The organism is Gordonia sp. 852002-10350_SCH5691597 (assembly GCF_001665715.1).
GTDB classification, from domain to species: Bacteria; Actinomycetota; Actinomycetes; order Mycobacteriales; family Mycobacteriaceae; genus Gordonia; species Gordonia sputi.
The window spans coordinates 12,364-28,548 of sequence record NZ_LZMO01000305.1 but is presented as its reverse complement, the minus strand read 5'-3'; the positions used below and the strand labels follow the sequence as shown (position 1 = coordinate 28,548).

Annotated in this window: 12 protein-coding genes and 1 riboswitch; of the genes, 8 read left to right on the top strand and 4 right to left on the bottom strand. The window is 66.1% G+C overall.

All coding sequences use genetic code 11. From position 1 onward, the window contains the following. Positions 1 to 244: 244 nt before the first annotated feature. The 5 genes from A5777_RS23400 (at position 245) to madC (ending at position 6,783) form a co-directional block, all read left to right on the top strand. On the top strand, positions 245 to 1,522 hold the full coding sequence (locus A5777_RS23400; protein WP_064865194.1) for an Nramp family divalent metal transporter: 1,278 nt from the start codon (positions 245 to 247) through the stop codon (positions 1,520 to 1,522). 321 nt (positions 1,523 to 1,843) lie between these two features. Further along, positions 1,844 to 2,554, top strand: a complete 711-nt coding sequence (locus tag A5777_RS23395) for an MgtC/SapB family protein (RefSeq protein WP_197500809.1) — start codon at positions 1,844 to 1,846, stop codon at positions 2,552 to 2,554. A gap of 190 nt (positions 2,555 to 2,744) precedes the next feature. Beyond that, entirely contained in the window at positions 2,745 to 4,016 is a 1,272-nt protein-coding gene (gene mdo, locus A5777_RS23390) for an NDMA-dependent methanol dehydrogenase (protein ID WP_005205843.1), read from the top strand. Between the two features lie 132 nt (positions 4,017 to 4,148). Next, entirely contained in the window at positions 4,149 to 5,246 is a 1,098-nt protein-coding gene (locus A5777_RS23385) for a MadB family AAA-type ATPase (RefSeq protein WP_064865187.1), read from the top strand. Position 5,247: 1 nt separating this feature from the next. After that, on the top strand, positions 5,248 to 6,783 hold the full coding sequence (gene madC / locus A5777_RS23380; RefSeq protein ID WP_064865184.1) for a MadC family VWA domain-containing protein: 1,536 nt from the start codon (positions 5,248 to 5,250) through the stop codon (positions 6,781 to 6,783). A 10-nt stretch (positions 6,784 to 6,793) separates the two neighbouring features. Here the strand turns inward: madC and A5777_RS23375 are convergent, their stop codons facing one another. Next, positions 6,794 to 8,023: an acyl-CoA dehydrogenase family protein gene (locus A5777_RS23375; RefSeq protein ID WP_064865180.1), complete on the bottom strand. Its 1,230-nt coding sequence runs from the start codon at positions 8,021 to 8,023 to the stop codon at positions 6,794 to 6,796. Between the two features lie 130 nt (positions 8,024 to 8,153). On the opposite strand from A5777_RS23375, the gene A5777_RS23370 reads away from it, so the two are divergent. After that, positions 8,154 to 8,825: a (2Fe-2S)-binding protein gene (locus A5777_RS23370; protein ID WP_005207834.1), complete on the top strand. Its 672-nt coding sequence runs from the start codon at positions 8,154 to 8,156 to the stop codon at positions 8,823 to 8,825. A gap of 78 nt (positions 8,826 to 8,903) precedes the next feature. Here the strand turns inward: A5777_RS23370 and A5777_RS23365 are convergent, their stop codons facing one another. Both A5777_RS23365 and A5777_RS23360 read right to left on the bottom strand, forming a co-directional pair. Beyond that, positions 8,904 to 9,722 carry a CbtA family protein gene (locus tag A5777_RS23365; protein WP_064865176.1) on the bottom strand — a complete coding sequence of 273 codons (819 nt, stop codon included), beginning with the start codon at positions 9,720 to 9,722 and terminating at the stop codon, positions 8,904 to 8,906. 24 nt (positions 9,723 to 9,746) lie between these two features. Further along, complete coding sequence (locus tag A5777_RS23360; RefSeq protein ID WP_005207836.1) at positions 9,747 to 9,974, bottom strand: CbtB domain-containing protein; 228 nt, start codon at positions 9,972 to 9,974, stop codon at positions 9,747 to 9,749. Positions 9,975 to 9,996: 22 nt separating this feature from the next. Next, a riboswitch (cobalamin riboswitch) is annotated at positions 9,997 to 10,151 on the bottom strand. A gap of 53 nt (positions 10,152 to 10,204) precedes the next feature. On the opposite strand from A5777_RS23360, the gene A5777_RS23355 reads away from it, so the two are divergent. Beyond that, positions 10,205 to 14,872: an ATP-dependent helicase gene (locus tag A5777_RS23355; RefSeq protein ID WP_005207837.1), complete on the top strand. Its 4,668-nt coding sequence runs from the start codon at positions 10,205 to 10,207 to the stop codon at positions 14,870 to 14,872. Continuing rightward, positions 14,865 to 15,677 (top strand): DNA-formamidopyrimidine glycosylase family protein, encoded by an 813-nt coding sequence (locus tag A5777_RS23350; protein ID WP_064865173.1) that lies wholly within the window; start codon positions 14,865 to 14,867, stop codon positions 15,675 to 15,677. Before A5777_RS23355 ends, A5777_RS23350 begins: the two co-directional genes overlap by 8 nt. Before the next feature lie 10 nt (positions 15,678 to 15,687). Here A5777_RS23350 and A5777_RS23345 read toward each other — a convergent pair whose 3' ends face one another. Further along, on the bottom strand, positions 15,688 to 16,110 hold the full coding sequence (locus tag A5777_RS23345) for a pyridoxamine 5'-phosphate oxidase family protein (protein ID WP_005207839.1): 423 nt from the start codon (positions 16,108 to 16,110) through the stop codon (positions 15,688 to 15,690). Between the last annotated feature and the right edge of the window lie 75 nt (positions 16,111 to 16,185).

The following is a 16,185-nucleotide window of genomic DNA, read 5'->3' as shown; positions in this document are numbered from 1 at the left end:
ACAGTGGGTATGTGTTCGTTGGTGTACTTCGCGTTCCCCAGTGACGATCGGCATCCCAGACGCGGCCCGAGCATGTGGACGCGGCTGGTGCACCAGCCGCGTCTGCCAACTCGAGCCGCGTCTGCCAACTCGAGCCGCGTCTGGGATCCGAGTCGGGTCAGTCGACGACCACTCAGTTTCGGTCACCCGAACTTTTTGATTCGCCCGTGTTGAACTCGACGTCGAGCTGTGCGAGATTGGTCAGGTGAGCACGGTCGAAGAGCGCGAGCAGCCGGAGCCGACCGAGGCCCGCCGACGCATACGTCGTCCGCGTGCGCTGTTGCGCAACGTCGCACTACTCGGCCCCGCCTTCGTCGCCGCGATCGCCTACGTCGACCCGGGCAACGTCGCAGCCAACATCACCGCAGGGTCCCGATACGGGTTTCTGCTGGTCTGGGTGCTGGTGCTGGCCAACGTCATCGCCATGCTGATTCAGTACCAGTCGGCGAAGCTCGGCATCGTCACCGGCAAGGGACTGCCCGCCCTGATCGGGGCGCGGATGGGTCGTCGTTCTCGACTCGCGTTCTGGGCACAGGCCGAGGCCGTCGCAGTGGCAACCGACCTCGCGGAGGTGCTCGGCGGGGCCATCGCACTGCATCTGCTGTTCGGACTGCCACTCGTCCTCGGCGGCGTGATCGTCGGCGTGGTGTCTCTCCTGATGCTGCTTCTGCAGAATGCGCGCCAACAACACGTTTTCGAACGGGTCATCCTTGGCATGCTCGCGATCATCGTCGTGGGATTCCTCGCAGGCCTCGTCGTCGAACCGCCGCCCGCCGGAGAGGTTCTCGGTGGGCTCGTGCCCCGCCTGCAGGGCCCCGAGACAGTGCTGCTCGCCGCGTCCATGCTCGGCGCGACTGTGATGCCGCACGCGATCTACGTCCACTCCTCACTGGTCGTCGACCGACACGGCATCAGCTCGTCGCCGTCGCGAAAGCGGCGCCTGATCAGGGTGACGCGGTGGGATGTCGTCATCGCTCTCATCGTGGCAGGCGCCGTGAACATCGCACTGCTGTTGCTCGCGGCCACCAACCTCCGCGGCAAGGAGGGCACCGACACCATCGAGGGAGCCTACGACGCCGTCCGCGACTCCCTCGGCCCCTCGGTGGCGACCATCTTCGCAATCGGCCTGCTGGCCAGCGGGCTCGCAGCGACCTCTGTCGGTTCGTCGGCGGGCTCGGCGATCATGGACGGCCTACTGCACGTTCGGGTTCCTCTCGTGGTGCGCAGACTCGTCACGCTCATTCCCGCGCTCGTCGTGCTCGCTGTCGGTGTGGACCCAACCTGGGCGCTGGTGATCAGTCAGGTGGTGCTGAGCTTCGGAATCCCGTTCGCGATCATCCCCCTCGGCCGACTCACCGCCGACCGCGGGCTCATGGGCGAGTACGCCGATGGGTGGCCGCTGCGCATCGGAGCCGCGGTGTCGTCGGTGCTCATCGTCGTGCTGAACCTTGCCCTCATCGTGCTGCTGATCATCGGCGCGTGAGCATCAGCAGCACCGCGTGTTGTCATCGGCGCCACATGGGACTTCTCTATTCCGACATCTCGGCTCCACATGTCGTCCGTCACGTTGACATCACCGGCCAGCACGGCTATCACTGATATGCACTCGACCGACCGGGTGCGAATGCGCTTGCAGGGAGGTGAGATCCGAATGCCATCTGGTGACAGTTCTTCTGACAGAGCATCGTTCGAATCGTGCCCTCCCCTCGCTCGTCACAGGTGAGCCGACGCCGCGCGTATCGCGTGCGGTACCGCGGCCGCGCGCGGGTTGGGGAACCCTGACCCCAAGGCGGTCCTCATGTCCATCACCGCACTCGACATCTTTGCCCGTATCTCCGTAGCACTGCTATGTGGAGCCGCGATCGGCTTCGAACGCCAGTGGCGTTCTCGCACAGCGGGTCTGCGAACGAACGCACTCGTCGCGCTCGGAGCGGCCCTGTTCGTCGTGATGGGGGCATTCAGCTTTCACGGTCCAGACGCCGACCCGACTCGCGTTGCTGCCCAGATCGTTTCCGGTATCGGCTTTCTCGGTGCAGGCGTGATCATGAAGCAGGGCGCGTCGATCTCCGGTCTCAACACAGCGGCGACACTGTGGGCGTCGGCCGCTGTCGGCGCTCTCGCCGGCGGCGGACTCCTCCTCGTCGCCATCGCGGGCACGGCAACCGTGATGCTCGCGAATACGCTGCTCCGACCCCTCGGTAGGCTGATCGACCGCCACCCCGGCGACACCGGCCGTGAATCGCCCTCCGCGAACTACATTTTCGAGGTCACCTGTCCACAAGCGGCCGAAACCACCGTGCGCGCAATGGTGTTCGACGCCGTGCACCGTCCGGAGCTGACCGTACGGTCCATCGCCGCGACCGACGACGAAAACGGGATCGTGACGATCACCGCGCATGTGTTCAGCGCCGAGCGCAACGACCGCGACATCGAAGACGCTCTCGCGACGGTGGTGCGCGCCGAACCGGTGACGTCGGTGCGCTGGTCGGCGAGCGCCGAACCGAGCGCCGACTGAGAGACGAGCGCCGACTGAGAGACGAGCGCCGACTGACGAGCACGCACGGATTCCCTGTCCGGATGGACAGGGATTCCGCTGCTCTTCTGGTCTGATCATCTTTTCATCTGAGCAGGTGGACTTGTTCAGACGTGATATGGCGCACAGAGTGGATCGTGAATCACCGGTTACGTCACAAGGAGATCGCCACATGGCCATCGAGCTCAATCAGATCTGGGACTTCCCGATCAAGGACTTCCACCCGTTCCCCAATGCCAAGCTCGGCGTCGGCGCGCACGACATGCTCGGCGTTGAAGCAAAAAACCTGGGGATGACCCGCGTCCTGCTCATGACCACGGGATTGCGTGGCTCGGGGATCATCGAGGAACTCGTCGGCAAGATCGAGTACCAGGGTGTCGACGTCGTTCTCTACGACAAGGTCGAGTCCAACCCCAAGGACTACAACTGCATGGACGCCGCGGCGCTCTACCAGTCCGAGAAGTGCGACGGGATCATCTCCGTCGGTGGTGGTTCAAGCCACGATGCCGCCAAGGGCGCACGCATGGTGATCGCCCACGACGGCCGCAACATCAACGAGTTCGAAGGCTTCTCCAAGGCCACCAACAAGGAGAACCCCGCGCACATCGCCGTCTCGACCACTGCGGGCACGGGCTCGGAGACCTCCTGGGCCTATGTCATCACCGACACTTCGGACATGAACAAGCCACACAAGTGGGTCGCGTTCGACGACACCTGCCTCGTCGACCTCGCCATGGACGATCCGCTGCTCTACTACAGCTGCCCCGAACACTTCACAGCCTTCTGCGGCTTCGATGTGCTGGCCCACGCCTCGGAGCCCTATGTCTCGCGACTCGACTTCGCGCCGTCACTGGGCAACGCGAAGTACTCCATCGAACTCATCCGTGACCACCTGCGCACCGCCGTGTACGAGCCTCGCAATCTCGAGGCACGTACCGGCATGATGCACGCGCAATACATTGCGGCACAAGCATTCAACTCGGGTGGCCTCGGGCTGATTCACTCACTGTCACATGCGGTCAGCGCCTTCTACGACAGCCACCATGGCCTGAACAACGCAATCGCACTTCCGCGCGTCTGGGAGTACAACCTGCCGAGCCGCTACGAGCGTTACGCCGACATCGCCGCACTGCTGGGTATCGACACCAGCAAGATGTCGACCGTGCAGGCAGCCGACGCCGCAGTCGAGGAGGCGATCCGGTTGTCCAAGGACCTCGGTATCCCCGACAACTTCGGACAGCTCAGCGTCAACAGCTACGAGAAGAACCGGATGAACACCGGCAAGTACGAGGGCCGCGGAGACACGATGGACACCTCGGACAAGCAGATCCGCGCAATCGCCGAACACATGATGGACGACTGGTGCACGCCGGGTAACCCGCGCGAGTGCACCGTCGAGTCACTCATCCCGATGGTGACCCATGCAATGACCGGTAGCTACTGAGCCACCGCTACAAGCCCTCGGGAGACTGAGCACCTCCCGAGCCGCGGATCGGTCCGGGCGAGGTCGCGACCTGACCCTTCACCTGGACCGATCCGCACCCCAGGTCACCGCGCACGATCGTCATGAGGAGCCATGCCAGAGAGCACAACAGTGCCGTCCCGCCACTTGTCCAGCGCCACAACCCGATTCGACACGGTCGAAGAACTCACCGATGCACTCGCTGAGCAGGAATACCTGATCGACGACGACCTTGCCGTCGTTGTGCACCTCGCGACACTGCTCGACAGGCCTCTCCTACTCGAGGGACCCGCGGGCGTCGGCAAGACCGAGCTCGCCAAATCCCTTGCGGCAGCCTCGGATCGGCAGCTCCTCCGGCTGCAGTGCTACGAGGGTCTCGACGACTCCAGAGCACTCTACGAGTGGGATTACGCCCGCCAGCTTCTTCACGTGCAGATGTTGCGCGACAGAATCAGCGGTGAGCTCGCCGACGAGCCCACCCTGTCCGCGGCGTCGGCGGCGCTCTCGCGCACCGACATCGGCGTCTACACCGAGGACTTCCTCGTCGCACGACCATTGCTCGCGGCCATCACTGCACCGCTGCCCACCGTGCTGCTCATAGACGAGATCGATCGAACCGACGAGGCCATGGAGGCCGTGATGCTCGAGGTACTCGCGGAGCGGCAGGTGACGATTCCCGAGCTCGGCACCTTCGCCGCGCGTTCGTCACCGTGGGTGATATTGACCTCCAACGACACCCGGGAACTGTCGCCCGCCCTGAAGCGACGCTGCGTGCACTTCCAGGTCGACTATCCCGACGTCGAACGCGAGCGGGCAATCGTGTCGGTGCGCGCGCCGGAAGTGGAACCCGGGGTGGTCGCCGACGTCGTCGACCTCGCACGCCGTCTGCGGGAGTTGCCGCTGCGTAAGAGTCCTTCCATCGCCGAGGTGATCGATGCCGCGCGGGCAGCGTCGTACCTGCGCACGACGACTGCCGCACACGCAGCCGACGTCACGCACGATCGAACGTCGACAGACCGTGCACTTCTCGCACTGTTGGTGAAGTTCGGCAGTGATCTCGATATCGCCAGGGCCATGGTGGGCACACCAGCGTCGTCCGGGTCCGACATCCAGGATTCGAGGCCGTCCGCGAGCGACGGTTCTAGTCCGCGAGGGTCGCTGACAGCAACAGCTTTCGGGTCGGGTCGTGCGCGTAGCGCCCTTCGACGTTGACGTGACCACTTCTCGAGAGCGCAGCGGCGCCCGGACACGTGATCGCGTTCTTGACGCACTCTCGGTGATGTTCGGACACCTTCTCCGCGGCCACCGGGTCACCGTGTCCCCGGCCGAGGTCATCGAGATCCGTCGCACGCTGGCACTCGTCGGCGCCGACGATCTCGACCGACTGCGGGCTGCGCTGCGCGCGGTGAGCGTCAAGTATGCGCACGAGGCAGACGGCTTCGAGATCGCCTTCGATCTCGTGTTCGTTGGGGTACCGCATCGCGATACGGCCACCGACCTTCCGCGACCCCGCGGCACGGCAGCCGAACTGCCCGATGACATCGCCTGGGATGATGAGTTCGACGGCGCGGCGAGGAGGATCGGCGCAGACGAGCACACCGATGAGATCGGCGATCTGATGGCCGACGATCCAGACGCACGGGAGCGTCAAGGGGAGAGCGCGCATCGCGAAGAAAACGACTTCTCGGTATCGGCGGGGACCGAACAGTTGGCTGTCGACTCTGACAGCAACACCGTCGCAGGCGGAATCACCTACACGGTCGAGATCGACGGAGCAGCAGCAGCCAAGGCCGGGGAGCTCGTCGGCTCGACGGCCCGCGTCAGCGGAACGTCGCTCTCCATGGCCGATGCCGCAGCGATTCTCGCCGCTCTCGACGCCGCCGACGCACGCAGCGCCTACGACGACGACGGCGCGGACAACCTCACCGACGAGCAACGTGAGGAGCTCGAACATGCTCTGTCCCAGTTCATCTCGGCCCTATCCGAACGTCTTGCCGCCACACCCGTGATCACCGGTCCTGACACCGATCCGGTTCACGGCACCGACCAAGCACAGATCGACCGAGCATGTCACCGACTCGTCCAACGAATTCGGGGAGCGCCGCGCACGGTGGTGCGCGCGGCTGATCGTGGATCGCTCGACATGCGTCGCACGATGCGCTGCGCCGTCCGCACCGACGGGGTCCCCCTCACACTGTGGCGCAGGAATCGCACACCCGGCCCGGTACGGCTTCTCGTCCTTGTCGACGTCTCGTTGTCGGTGCGACCAGTCGCGGGCTTCATCCTGCGACTCGCACAAACCCTGTACGAGTTCGGCGACCACTGCGAGGTCGTCGCATTCGTGGACCGACCCGTGCTGGTCACCACCGCACTGCGAACCGCAGCAGCTGACGACGCACTCACGGCCGTGCTGGCCACCGACGACCTGGACCTGTCAGCGACCAGCGATTATGGCCGAATGCTCACCGAGTTGCTCGAGATCCACCGCGGTCTCATCACGCCGCGTACGTCGGTTCTCGTCGTCGGCGACGCGCGCAGCAACGGTTTCGATCCGCAAGTCGATCTGTTCGCCGAGCTGGCCAGGCGCGTCCATCGGGTGGCCTGGCTCACCCCCGAGCCGCGCCGCTACTGGACCCAAACAGGTTGCGCGCTCGATGAGTACTCACTGCATTGCAGTGGCGCGGTGAGCGCGCGCGACGGGACAGAACTGATCGAGAAGGTCGACGAACTCGGCTCAGCACTGGCCTGACACATCGCTATTACGCCAGCAGCCCCTTTGCCACGTGTGTCACCTGGATCTCGTTGCTGCCGGCGTAGATCATCAACGACTTCGCATCGCGCGCAAGCTGTTCCACGCGATACTCGGTCATGTAGCCATTGCCGCCGAACAATTGCACTGCTTCCATCGCGACCTCGGTGGCCGCGCGAGACGAGTAGAGCTTCATCGCCGACGCCTCGGCAAGCGACAGCGGTTTACCCGCCTTCGCTCGTTCGAGTGCGTTGAACAGCATGTTCTGCACGTTGATCCGTGCGATTTCCATCTCGGCCAGCTTGAGCTGGATGAGTTGGAACTTCCCGATCTCCTGACCCCAGAGCGTGCGCGACTTCGCATACTCGATCGAAAGTCGTTGCGCCTCATTGATGATGCCCATCGACAGTGCGGCGATACCGATCCGTTCAGCGGTGAAGCCCGCCTTGACGCCACTGTCGCCACGACTACCCGATCCGACGTCCTCGGTCTCGCCGAGCAGCCGGTCGCGACCGAGGCGAACGTTGTCGAAGAAGAGCTCACCGGTCGGCGAGCTCATGATGCCCATCTTCTTGAACGGCTTGCCCTGGGTGAGGCCTTCCATGCCCTTGTCGAGGACGAAGGTGAGCACCTTGCGTTCACGCATTGGGGTGCCATCGCCCTCGTCGAGCTTCGCGAACACGACGATCGTGTCGGCGTACGGACCGTTGGTGATGAAGGTCTTCTGCCCGTTGAGGATGTAACCGTCGCCATCGCGGCGGACCGTCGTCTTCATGCCACCGAGTGCGTCTGAGCCGGAATCCGGTTCGGTGATCGCCCAGGCACCGACTTTCTCGAGCGTGACCAGCTCGGGGAGCCACCGCTTCTTCTGTGCGAGTGTGCCTTTCGACCGGATCGTCGACACCGTCAACCCGACACTGACGCCCATCGACACCACCATGCCGAGGCTCGCGGCCGCGAGTTCCATGTTGAGGATCAGCGCCATCGAGTTCATCATGCCGCCGCCGGAACCCCCGGAACCCTTGGACTTCGACTCGCCCGCGGCCTCTGCGTCGAGCTCCTTCTCCAGGCCCTCGCGTGCCATTGCGTCGACGCCGAACGACGTCATCAGCTTGCGCAGGATGTCGTACGGCGGCAACTGACCGCTCTCGAGTTCGTCGGAATGCGGGCGGATCTCCTTGTCGACGAACGACCGCACCGCGTCGCGCACCATGAGGTCTTCCTCGGACCACTCGAACATTGCCACCCACCGTTCAACGCCGGAAATTAGAACACGTTCCATACTGTGTCAGCCCCGATCCCAACTTGTCCAGCGGCGGCCCTCGCGGGCTCGCTGGACGCGCGAGCGGTCGATGAGATAGGCAGAGAGCGTGAACGATCACGTGTTCGCCGAGTTCGGACCGTTCTTTGCGACCGACACCCACGCAGCCGCGGCACCAGTCGACGGGCCGTGGTCGACTCTGGCTGCGGCACTGGCGAATCCACGACGCATCGACAGCCGCGTCGAAAGGGTCCGGAAGGCTCTGGCTGCGGGCGCGGCGTCGAACGTCTCACCTCGCGTCGCGGCGTCGGTGACTCACCTTGGTCTCGTCGCCAGGCTGCTTGCACCGGCGCTCGCTGCAGCGGTGATCGGCACCCGCCTGTCCCTCGACCCCGCAGACGTCTGGTGGCAGGACCATCTCGGCGGGCCCTTCCCCCTATCCGTCGTGACGGTCGACGCGAAGCCTGCGCTCGACGACGGGTTCCCTCGCGCCGTCGACGACCTCACCGCACTCTTCGACGCGTCGTACCCGGTTGGGCCACACGTCCTCGGCGGCAACATCGCGTCGGCGATCAACTCGGCGGTGCGCATGATCGGTACCGCCCGGCCAGAACTCGCCGACGCGGCCCGACGCCACGCCGACCTTTTCCTCGCACGCCCCGACATCGAGGGCGGATACCTGCGGGCCGGACCGAGTTTCCGACGACGCAGCTGCTGCCTGATCTACCAGGTATCGGGCGATCGCACAGCCGTGTGCGGCGACTGCGTGCTGTCCGGATAAGCCAAACGCGGCCCGAACTTGCGAACGCGGCTGGTGTACCAGCCGCGCCTGCCAACTCGAGCCGCGTTTAAAGGAGCGTCAGGCGACCGTTTGCGTCGCGGGGTCGTCGACAACCTGCTTCGACGACCGCGAGCGCGACATCGCGCCCAGGACCAGCGCGAACACCGCGGTGAGCACCGTCCACAGGATCACCTGGTTGGCGATCGCGTAGACGCGGAAGTCGCCGATGACGTCGCCCGGGAAACCTGGGAACACGATCTGGCCCGCGTCGTTGGTGACCGGCGTCGGTACCTCGTCGAAGCTCGGCAGCAACGCGATCGCGACGGTGACCACTACCAGGTAGCCGACGCCGCCCGCGATCGCACCGAGCAGCCCACCGATGCGTGGACGCAGCCACAGCGCGAAGACGACGGCCGCGATGATCGCGATTACCGACACCACGGTGATGGTGAGATAGGCACTCGACCTGTCGGCGATGGTCTCGTCGTTGCCGACAGCCGGCGGGTTGGCCGGATAGGCGAAGTACGGGACGCCGAAGAAGGCCACGAATCCGAGCGCGCCGAGCGCGGCCGCCGCCCAGCGCGGATCGGTCGCGGGGTATCGCAGTCCGAGGTAGGTCCACAAGACCGTGAACCCGACCGCGAAGAACGCGCCCATCGCGATCGCGAAGATCACGGTGCCGACCCCGGCCCCGATGTTTTCCTGCACCGACCTGGTGAACACCTCGTGCTCGTGGCCGTGTTCGCCGCTGAGCATCTCCTCGGCGTGGCTGCGACCCTCTTCGTAGTCGATCGCCTTGGCGACCACCGGCTCGATGAAGATACGAGCGAACACATACGCAAAAATTCCGGCGATCAGGCCTGATAGCAGGCCCGCGCCGACGAACTTCTTCTCCATTGTTCTGTTGTCTCCCGGGTCAGATCAGTGGCAGGGGAAGCCGAGGAAGTGGCGGGAGTCGTGCACGAACTCGTGGATGTGGGTGTCGCTGCCGAACACCGACCAGGCGCCCTGGTCGTACCCGATGAAGTAGTAGGCCAGCGCGGCGATGAGCACAGTGGCGGTGAGCCAGAGCGCGGCCGAAGCGACCGAGAGATTCGGTACGGCGAGCGCAGCGGGCCGACGTTCGGCCTGTGATGAGGTGGCAACCATTGAGAGGGTTCCTTCCGGGATGACGCGTCCCTGACGTGGAGCAATGTGGCCTGGTTGCCACGTCCTGACTCGTCGCGACAGGTCGCTTCCCGTCGGACTTACAGTGGCGCGACCGTCCCGGATTCTCACCGGGTTCCTGGCAACCAGCGTGGATCGACTCTATACCAGGTTCTCGCCGCCGGACCAGCACGTCGCACCGCACTGTCAGACCCGTGCGGAACAATGGAAGAGTGCCCAGCTCGTCCTCCATCCTGAACCGCTTCACCGACCCGACGCGTCGGTGGTTCGGCGGCGCCTTCCCCGCGCCGACACCCGCCCAGCAGGGCGCGTGGAAAGCCATCGCCGACGGCGAGAACACCCTGGTCATCGCGCCCACCGGCTCGGGCAAGACCCTGTCGGCGTTTCTCTGGGCACTCGATTCACTTGCCGCCCGCCCCGATCGGTCCAAGGGCACGCGCGTCCTCTACATCTCCCCACTCAAAGCACTGGCGGTCGACGTCGAGCGCAACCTGCGCGCGCCACTGGCGGGCATCACACGCGCCTCGCAGGAACTCGGGATCACCGAACCGTCGATCACCGTCGGCGTGCGCTCGGGCGACACCCCCGCCGCCCAGCGTCGACTCCTCGCCAAAACGCCACCCGACATCCTCATCACCACGCCCGAGTCGCTCTACCTGATGCTCACCTCGTCGGCACGGGAAGCGCTCACCACGGTCGAGACGGTGATCGTCGACGAGGTACACGCCGTCGCAGGCACCAAACGCGGCACGCACCTGGCGCTGTCGCTCGAACGCCTCGACGAACTGCTCGACTCTCCGGCGCAACGCATCGGACTCTCGGCGACGGTCCGCCCGCCCGAGCTAGTCGCTGAGTTCCTCTCCGGCTCCCGTCCGTGCACCATCGTGCGGCCAAAGGCGTCGAAGACCTTCGACCTCCGCGTCGACGTCCCGGTACCCGACATGGCCAACATCCCGCCGCCACCGGATGCACCGGATGCGGATGAGCTCGACGACGCGTTCTCGCCGACCGCGGGTTCGCTCTGGCCCTACGTCGAAGCGTCGATCGTCGATCTCATCGAGACCAACCGTACGACGATCGTGTTCGCCAACTCTCGACGGCTCGCCGAGCGTCTCACCGCGCGGCTCAACGAGATCCACGAGCAACGCACCGAGCCTGGCCGCGAACCACCACGCAACGACCGCGTCGGTGGCGGCGCACCCGCAATGGTCATGGCCTCGGGGGCCACCACCGGCGCCGCGACTGTCCTGGCCCGCGCACACCACGGGTCGGTCTCCAAGGAGCAGCGCGCCGAGATCGAAGACGACCTCAAGAGCGGCCGCCTGCGCTGTGTGGTCGCGACGAGTTCACTCGAGCTCGGCATCGACATGGGCGCGGTCGATCTGGTGATCCAGGTCGAGACACCACCCTCGGTGGCCAGCGGGCTGCAGCGGATCGGACGCGCGGGCCACCAGGTCGGCGAGATCAGTCAGGGGGTTCTGTACCCCAAGCATCGCACCGACCTGATCGGCTGCACGGTCGCCGTCTCGCGGATGCGTGCGGGCGCAATCGAAGAGCTGCAGGTACCGCGCAGTCCACTGGATGTGCTTGCGCAACAGACGATCGCCGCGGCCGCTCTCGACGTGCTCGAGGTCGACGAGTGGTACGAGATCGTCCGCCGCGCTGCGCCGTACCGGGAGTTGAGCCGGTCGATCTACGAGGCGACACTCGATCTCATCTCGGGTCGCTTCCCCTCCGACGAGTTCGCCGAACTACGTCCACGTGTCACCTGGGATCGTGATGCTGGCACACTGACCGGTCGCCGTGGTGCGCAACGACTAGCGGTCACCTCTGGCGGCACCATCCCCGACCGTGGGCTCTTCGGTGTGTTCATGGTCGGCGAAAAGTCCAGCCGCGTAGGCGAACTCGACGAGGAGATGGTCTACGAGTCGCGCGTCGGCGACGTCTTCGCGCTCGGCGCGACGAGTTGGCGAATCGAGGACATCACCCACGACCGCGTACTCGTCTCACCCGCATTCGGTCAGCCCGGCCGCCTCCCGTTCTGGATCGGCGACGCACAGGGACGCCCGGCCGAACTGGGCGCGGCGATCGGGAAGTTCGTCGGCTCCATCGCCGACGAGGCCGAACTCGACCGTCAGGCAACAGAACTCGGGCTCAGCGAGTACGCACGCGACAACCTCGCGTCGATCATCTCCGAGCAGCGCGACGCGACCGGACAGGTACCGACCGACCGGACCCTGGTCATCGAGCGGTTCCGCGACGAGCTCGGCGACTGGCGCCTGATCCTGCACTCCCCCTACGGTTTACGCGTACACGCGCCGTGGGCGTCGGCGATCTCCGCCCGCCTGCAGGCCACCCTCGGACTCGACGGTGCGGTCACCGCATCCGACGACGGCATCATCGTGCGCCTCCCCGACACCGACGACGAACCGCCGGGCGCCGCAGTCTTCGTCGTCGATCCCGACGAGATCGAGCAGATGGTCACCGACGCCCTCGCCGACTCGTCGATGTTCGCCTCACGATTCCGGGAGTGCGCGGCCAGAGCCCTGCTACTCCCCCGCCGCGACCCCGGCCGTCGGGCACCGCTGTGGCAGCAGCGCCAGCGCAGCGCCCAATTGCTCTCCGTCGCATCACAATTCCCCGACTTTCCGATCATCCTGGAGACGGTCCGCGAATGCCTGCAGGACGTCTACGACCTGCCGTCGCTCACCGACCTCCTCACTCGCATCCGATCGCGACGTGTTCGGCTGATCGAGGTCGAGACCCCGGAACCGTCGCCGTTCGCGGCATCGCTGCTGTTCGGCTACGTCGGAGCGTTCATGTACAACGACGACGCCCCGCTCGCCGAACGTCGCGCCGCAGCACTCTCCCTCGACACCGCGCTCCTCGCACAGCTACTCGGGCGCGTCGACCTGCGCGAACTGCTCGATCCCGCCGTCATCGCCGCCGTGGTCGCACGGCTGCAACGCCTCGACGAGCACCGCAAGGCACGCGACGCCGAGGATATCGCCGACCTGCTGCGGTGGCTCGGTCCGCTCACGACCGACGAGGTGGCGCTGCGGTATCGGCGCGACGACGACAGCCCTGCGGCGCTTGACGTGTTGACCGAGCTGCATCGACGCGGCGCGATCATCTCCGTGAGCATCCGGGGCGTGCCGCTGTGGGCGGCGGTCGAAGACACCGCGCGCCTGCGCGACGGCTTGGGAGTTCCTGCGCCACTGGGTGTTCCGGCAGCTTTCACCGAGTCTGTTCCCGATCCCGTCGGCGATCTCGTCCATCGGTACGCGCGCACGCACGGCCCGTTCACCGTCGACGAGGCCGCCGAGTCGATCGGAATGGCACCCGCGGTGGTGCGCGACACGCTGATTCGCCTTGCCGCCGAACGCAAGGTCGTCGAAGGCGACTTTCTACCCGCCACCGACGACGACCCCGACGGCAGCCCCGCGTGGACCACACAGTGGTGTCACAGCGACGTGCTCGGGCAGATCCGACGAGGCTCACTTGCCGCGAGCCGAGCCGACGTCGCACCCGTCGACGGCCCGACCTTCGCCAGATTTCTCGGAGCGTGGCAGCACGTCGCCGACGACGAAAGGCTCACCGGAGTCGACGGACTCGCGGCGGTCCTCGACCAACTGGCGGGCCATCAGCTCCCGGCGTCGGCGTGGGAGTCGCTGATCTTGCCGAGCAGGATCAGTGACTACCGGCCGGCCATGCTCGACGAACTCCTCTCCAGCGGCGACTTCATGTGGGCGGGTCACGGCCGGATCGGCTCCACCGACGGCTGGATCAGCTTCTTCCCCGCCGACCTCGCACCGCTGTTCGTACCGACCGAGGTCGAGATCGACACCACCGAGATCCACACCCGCCTCCTCGACACCTTCGGCACCGGGGGCGGACTGCGCTTCGCCCAACTGCTCGACGACGCGTCGACGGAGAGCGAAGCATCGCCGGGCGCCACCGCGACGCGCCAGCAGGTCGAGGACGCCCTGTGGGACCTCGTCTGGGCCGGTCACGTCAGCAACGACACGTTTGCGCCGGTCCGTGCGTTGCAGGCGCCTCGCCGCACCTCGTCGTCGAGTCGGTCCATGCCGTCACACCGATCGCGCGGTCAGGCTCCGCGCCTGCGGCCCGGACGGTTGAGCACGCGGCATCTCCTCTCGCAGACAGGCGGCGCCACGACGCCCTCCACGGCAACCGGTCGTTGGTTCGCAACCCCTACAGCGCTGCTCGAGACCACTGTCGCGACTCAGGCCCTGTGCGACCAACTGCTCGCACGCTACGGGGTCGTCACCCGGGGCAGCGTGACGGCGGAGGACGTCGTCGGAGGATTCGCACGAATCTACAAGGCGCTCAACATCTTCGAAGACAGCGGCCAGGTGCGACGAGGCTACTACGTCGACGGCCTCGGCGGTGCCCAGTTCGCGGGCACCTCCACCGTCGACCAATTGCGCCGCCACGCCCTGACCGACGACGCACCGGGCAGTCACCGCGCACCGAACACCGCGACGGTTCTGGCCGCCACCGACCCGGCCAATCCGTATGGGGCAGCGCTGCCCTGGCCAGACACGACGCCCGGCGCAGGCGGGCATCGACCGGGCCGCAAACCAGGCGCCCTCGTATGTCTCGTCGAGGGCGAACTCGTCGCATTTGTCGAACGCGGCGGGAAGACCGTGTTGACCTTCAGCGACGACGTCCCCGCATTAGAGGCCATGGCAGCAGCGCTCGCCGACATCGTGCGGGCCGGTCGTGTCGCCCGCCTGACCATCGACTCCATCGACGGCGTCACCGCGTTGCGCTCCGACCTGCAGCGGGTGCTCGTCGGCGCCGGATTCGCGACCACTCCCCGCGGCCTCCGAATGCGATACGGACAGCATGCCTGAGGGCGACACCGTCTACCAGGCCGCAGACCGTCTCCGTCGCGCATTCGATCAGACCACGTTGGAGCGCACCGACTTTCGCATTCCGTCGCTGGCCACCACCGACCTGCGCGGCGGACGGGTCGCCGCGGTCCGCTCCCGGGGCAAACATCTGCTCATCGACGTCGTGCCCGCGGCGGCGACTGCGACGTCGGCGCCCGATGGCGTCAGCATCCACAGCCACCTGAAGATGGAAGGCGTGTGGCACGTACATCGCGTCGGCACCAAGTGGCGCCGACCCGCGTATCAGGCGCGAATCGTGTTGCAGGCAAACGGGTACGAGGCCGTCGGCTTCGAACTCGGGATTCTCGAGCTACTTCCCCGTGCCGCCGCCGACCTCGACTACCTCGGACCCGACCTTCTCTCCGACGACTTCGACGCCGCGCGCGCCGTCGCCAACATCGAGGCACGGCCGGACGCGAAGATCGGCGAGGCGCTACTCGACCAACGGCTCATGGCAGGTGTCGGCAATGTGTACCGGTGTGAGGCGTGCTTCCTCCGGGGTGTCCGACCCGACCGACTCGTCGCCGACGTCGACGTGCCACCACTCGTCGACCTGTGCCGAAGAATGTTGTGGGCCAACAGGCTTCGCACGGCACGCACCACCACCGGTCGCACCGGACACAATGCGCGCACCTGGGTCTACGGACGAATCGGGCAACCGTGCCGACGATGCGGAACGCTCATCGCCCGCGAGTTCTGGCGCGACCGGCCGGACTCGACCAGCGAGGATCGGGTCGTCTACTACTGCCCGCGGTGCCAGAGCTGAACGTCGGCGCCTAGACCGGATACCGCTCCGGCTCTGGCCCGAACTCGAAGCGACGCGCGCTGACCTCGTCCGGCACGATCTCGACGTAGTTGTACTTCAACGTCGGGATCAGCGGGCGCAACGGGGCCTCGTCGGCCTTGGCGATCTCGGCGCCGGTGGTCAGAATTCGCGCCGACCCCTTGACCACGACACTCCACCCGCCGTCGTCGTCGTAGGCATCGGCCTCGAAGGCCACCTTGCCGTTGACGGCGAGTTCGGCGAGCTTGGTGCCCTCCGCTGTGCGCATCAACACGCGACCGTCACCGGCGAAATAGTTGATGGGAAAGATGTCGGGCTGGCCACCGACGCTCAACGCGATCCTTCCGACGTCGGAGGTGGCGAGCAGCGCCCATGCCTCGTCGACGGGAAGCTCGTGAATGGGATTGTGCACCATGGCGTCTCCTCTGCTCATGAATCCATTGTCACGCCGCCGAGGCGCCGGGCGAAGGGCATTTGGTCCTGTTGCGAA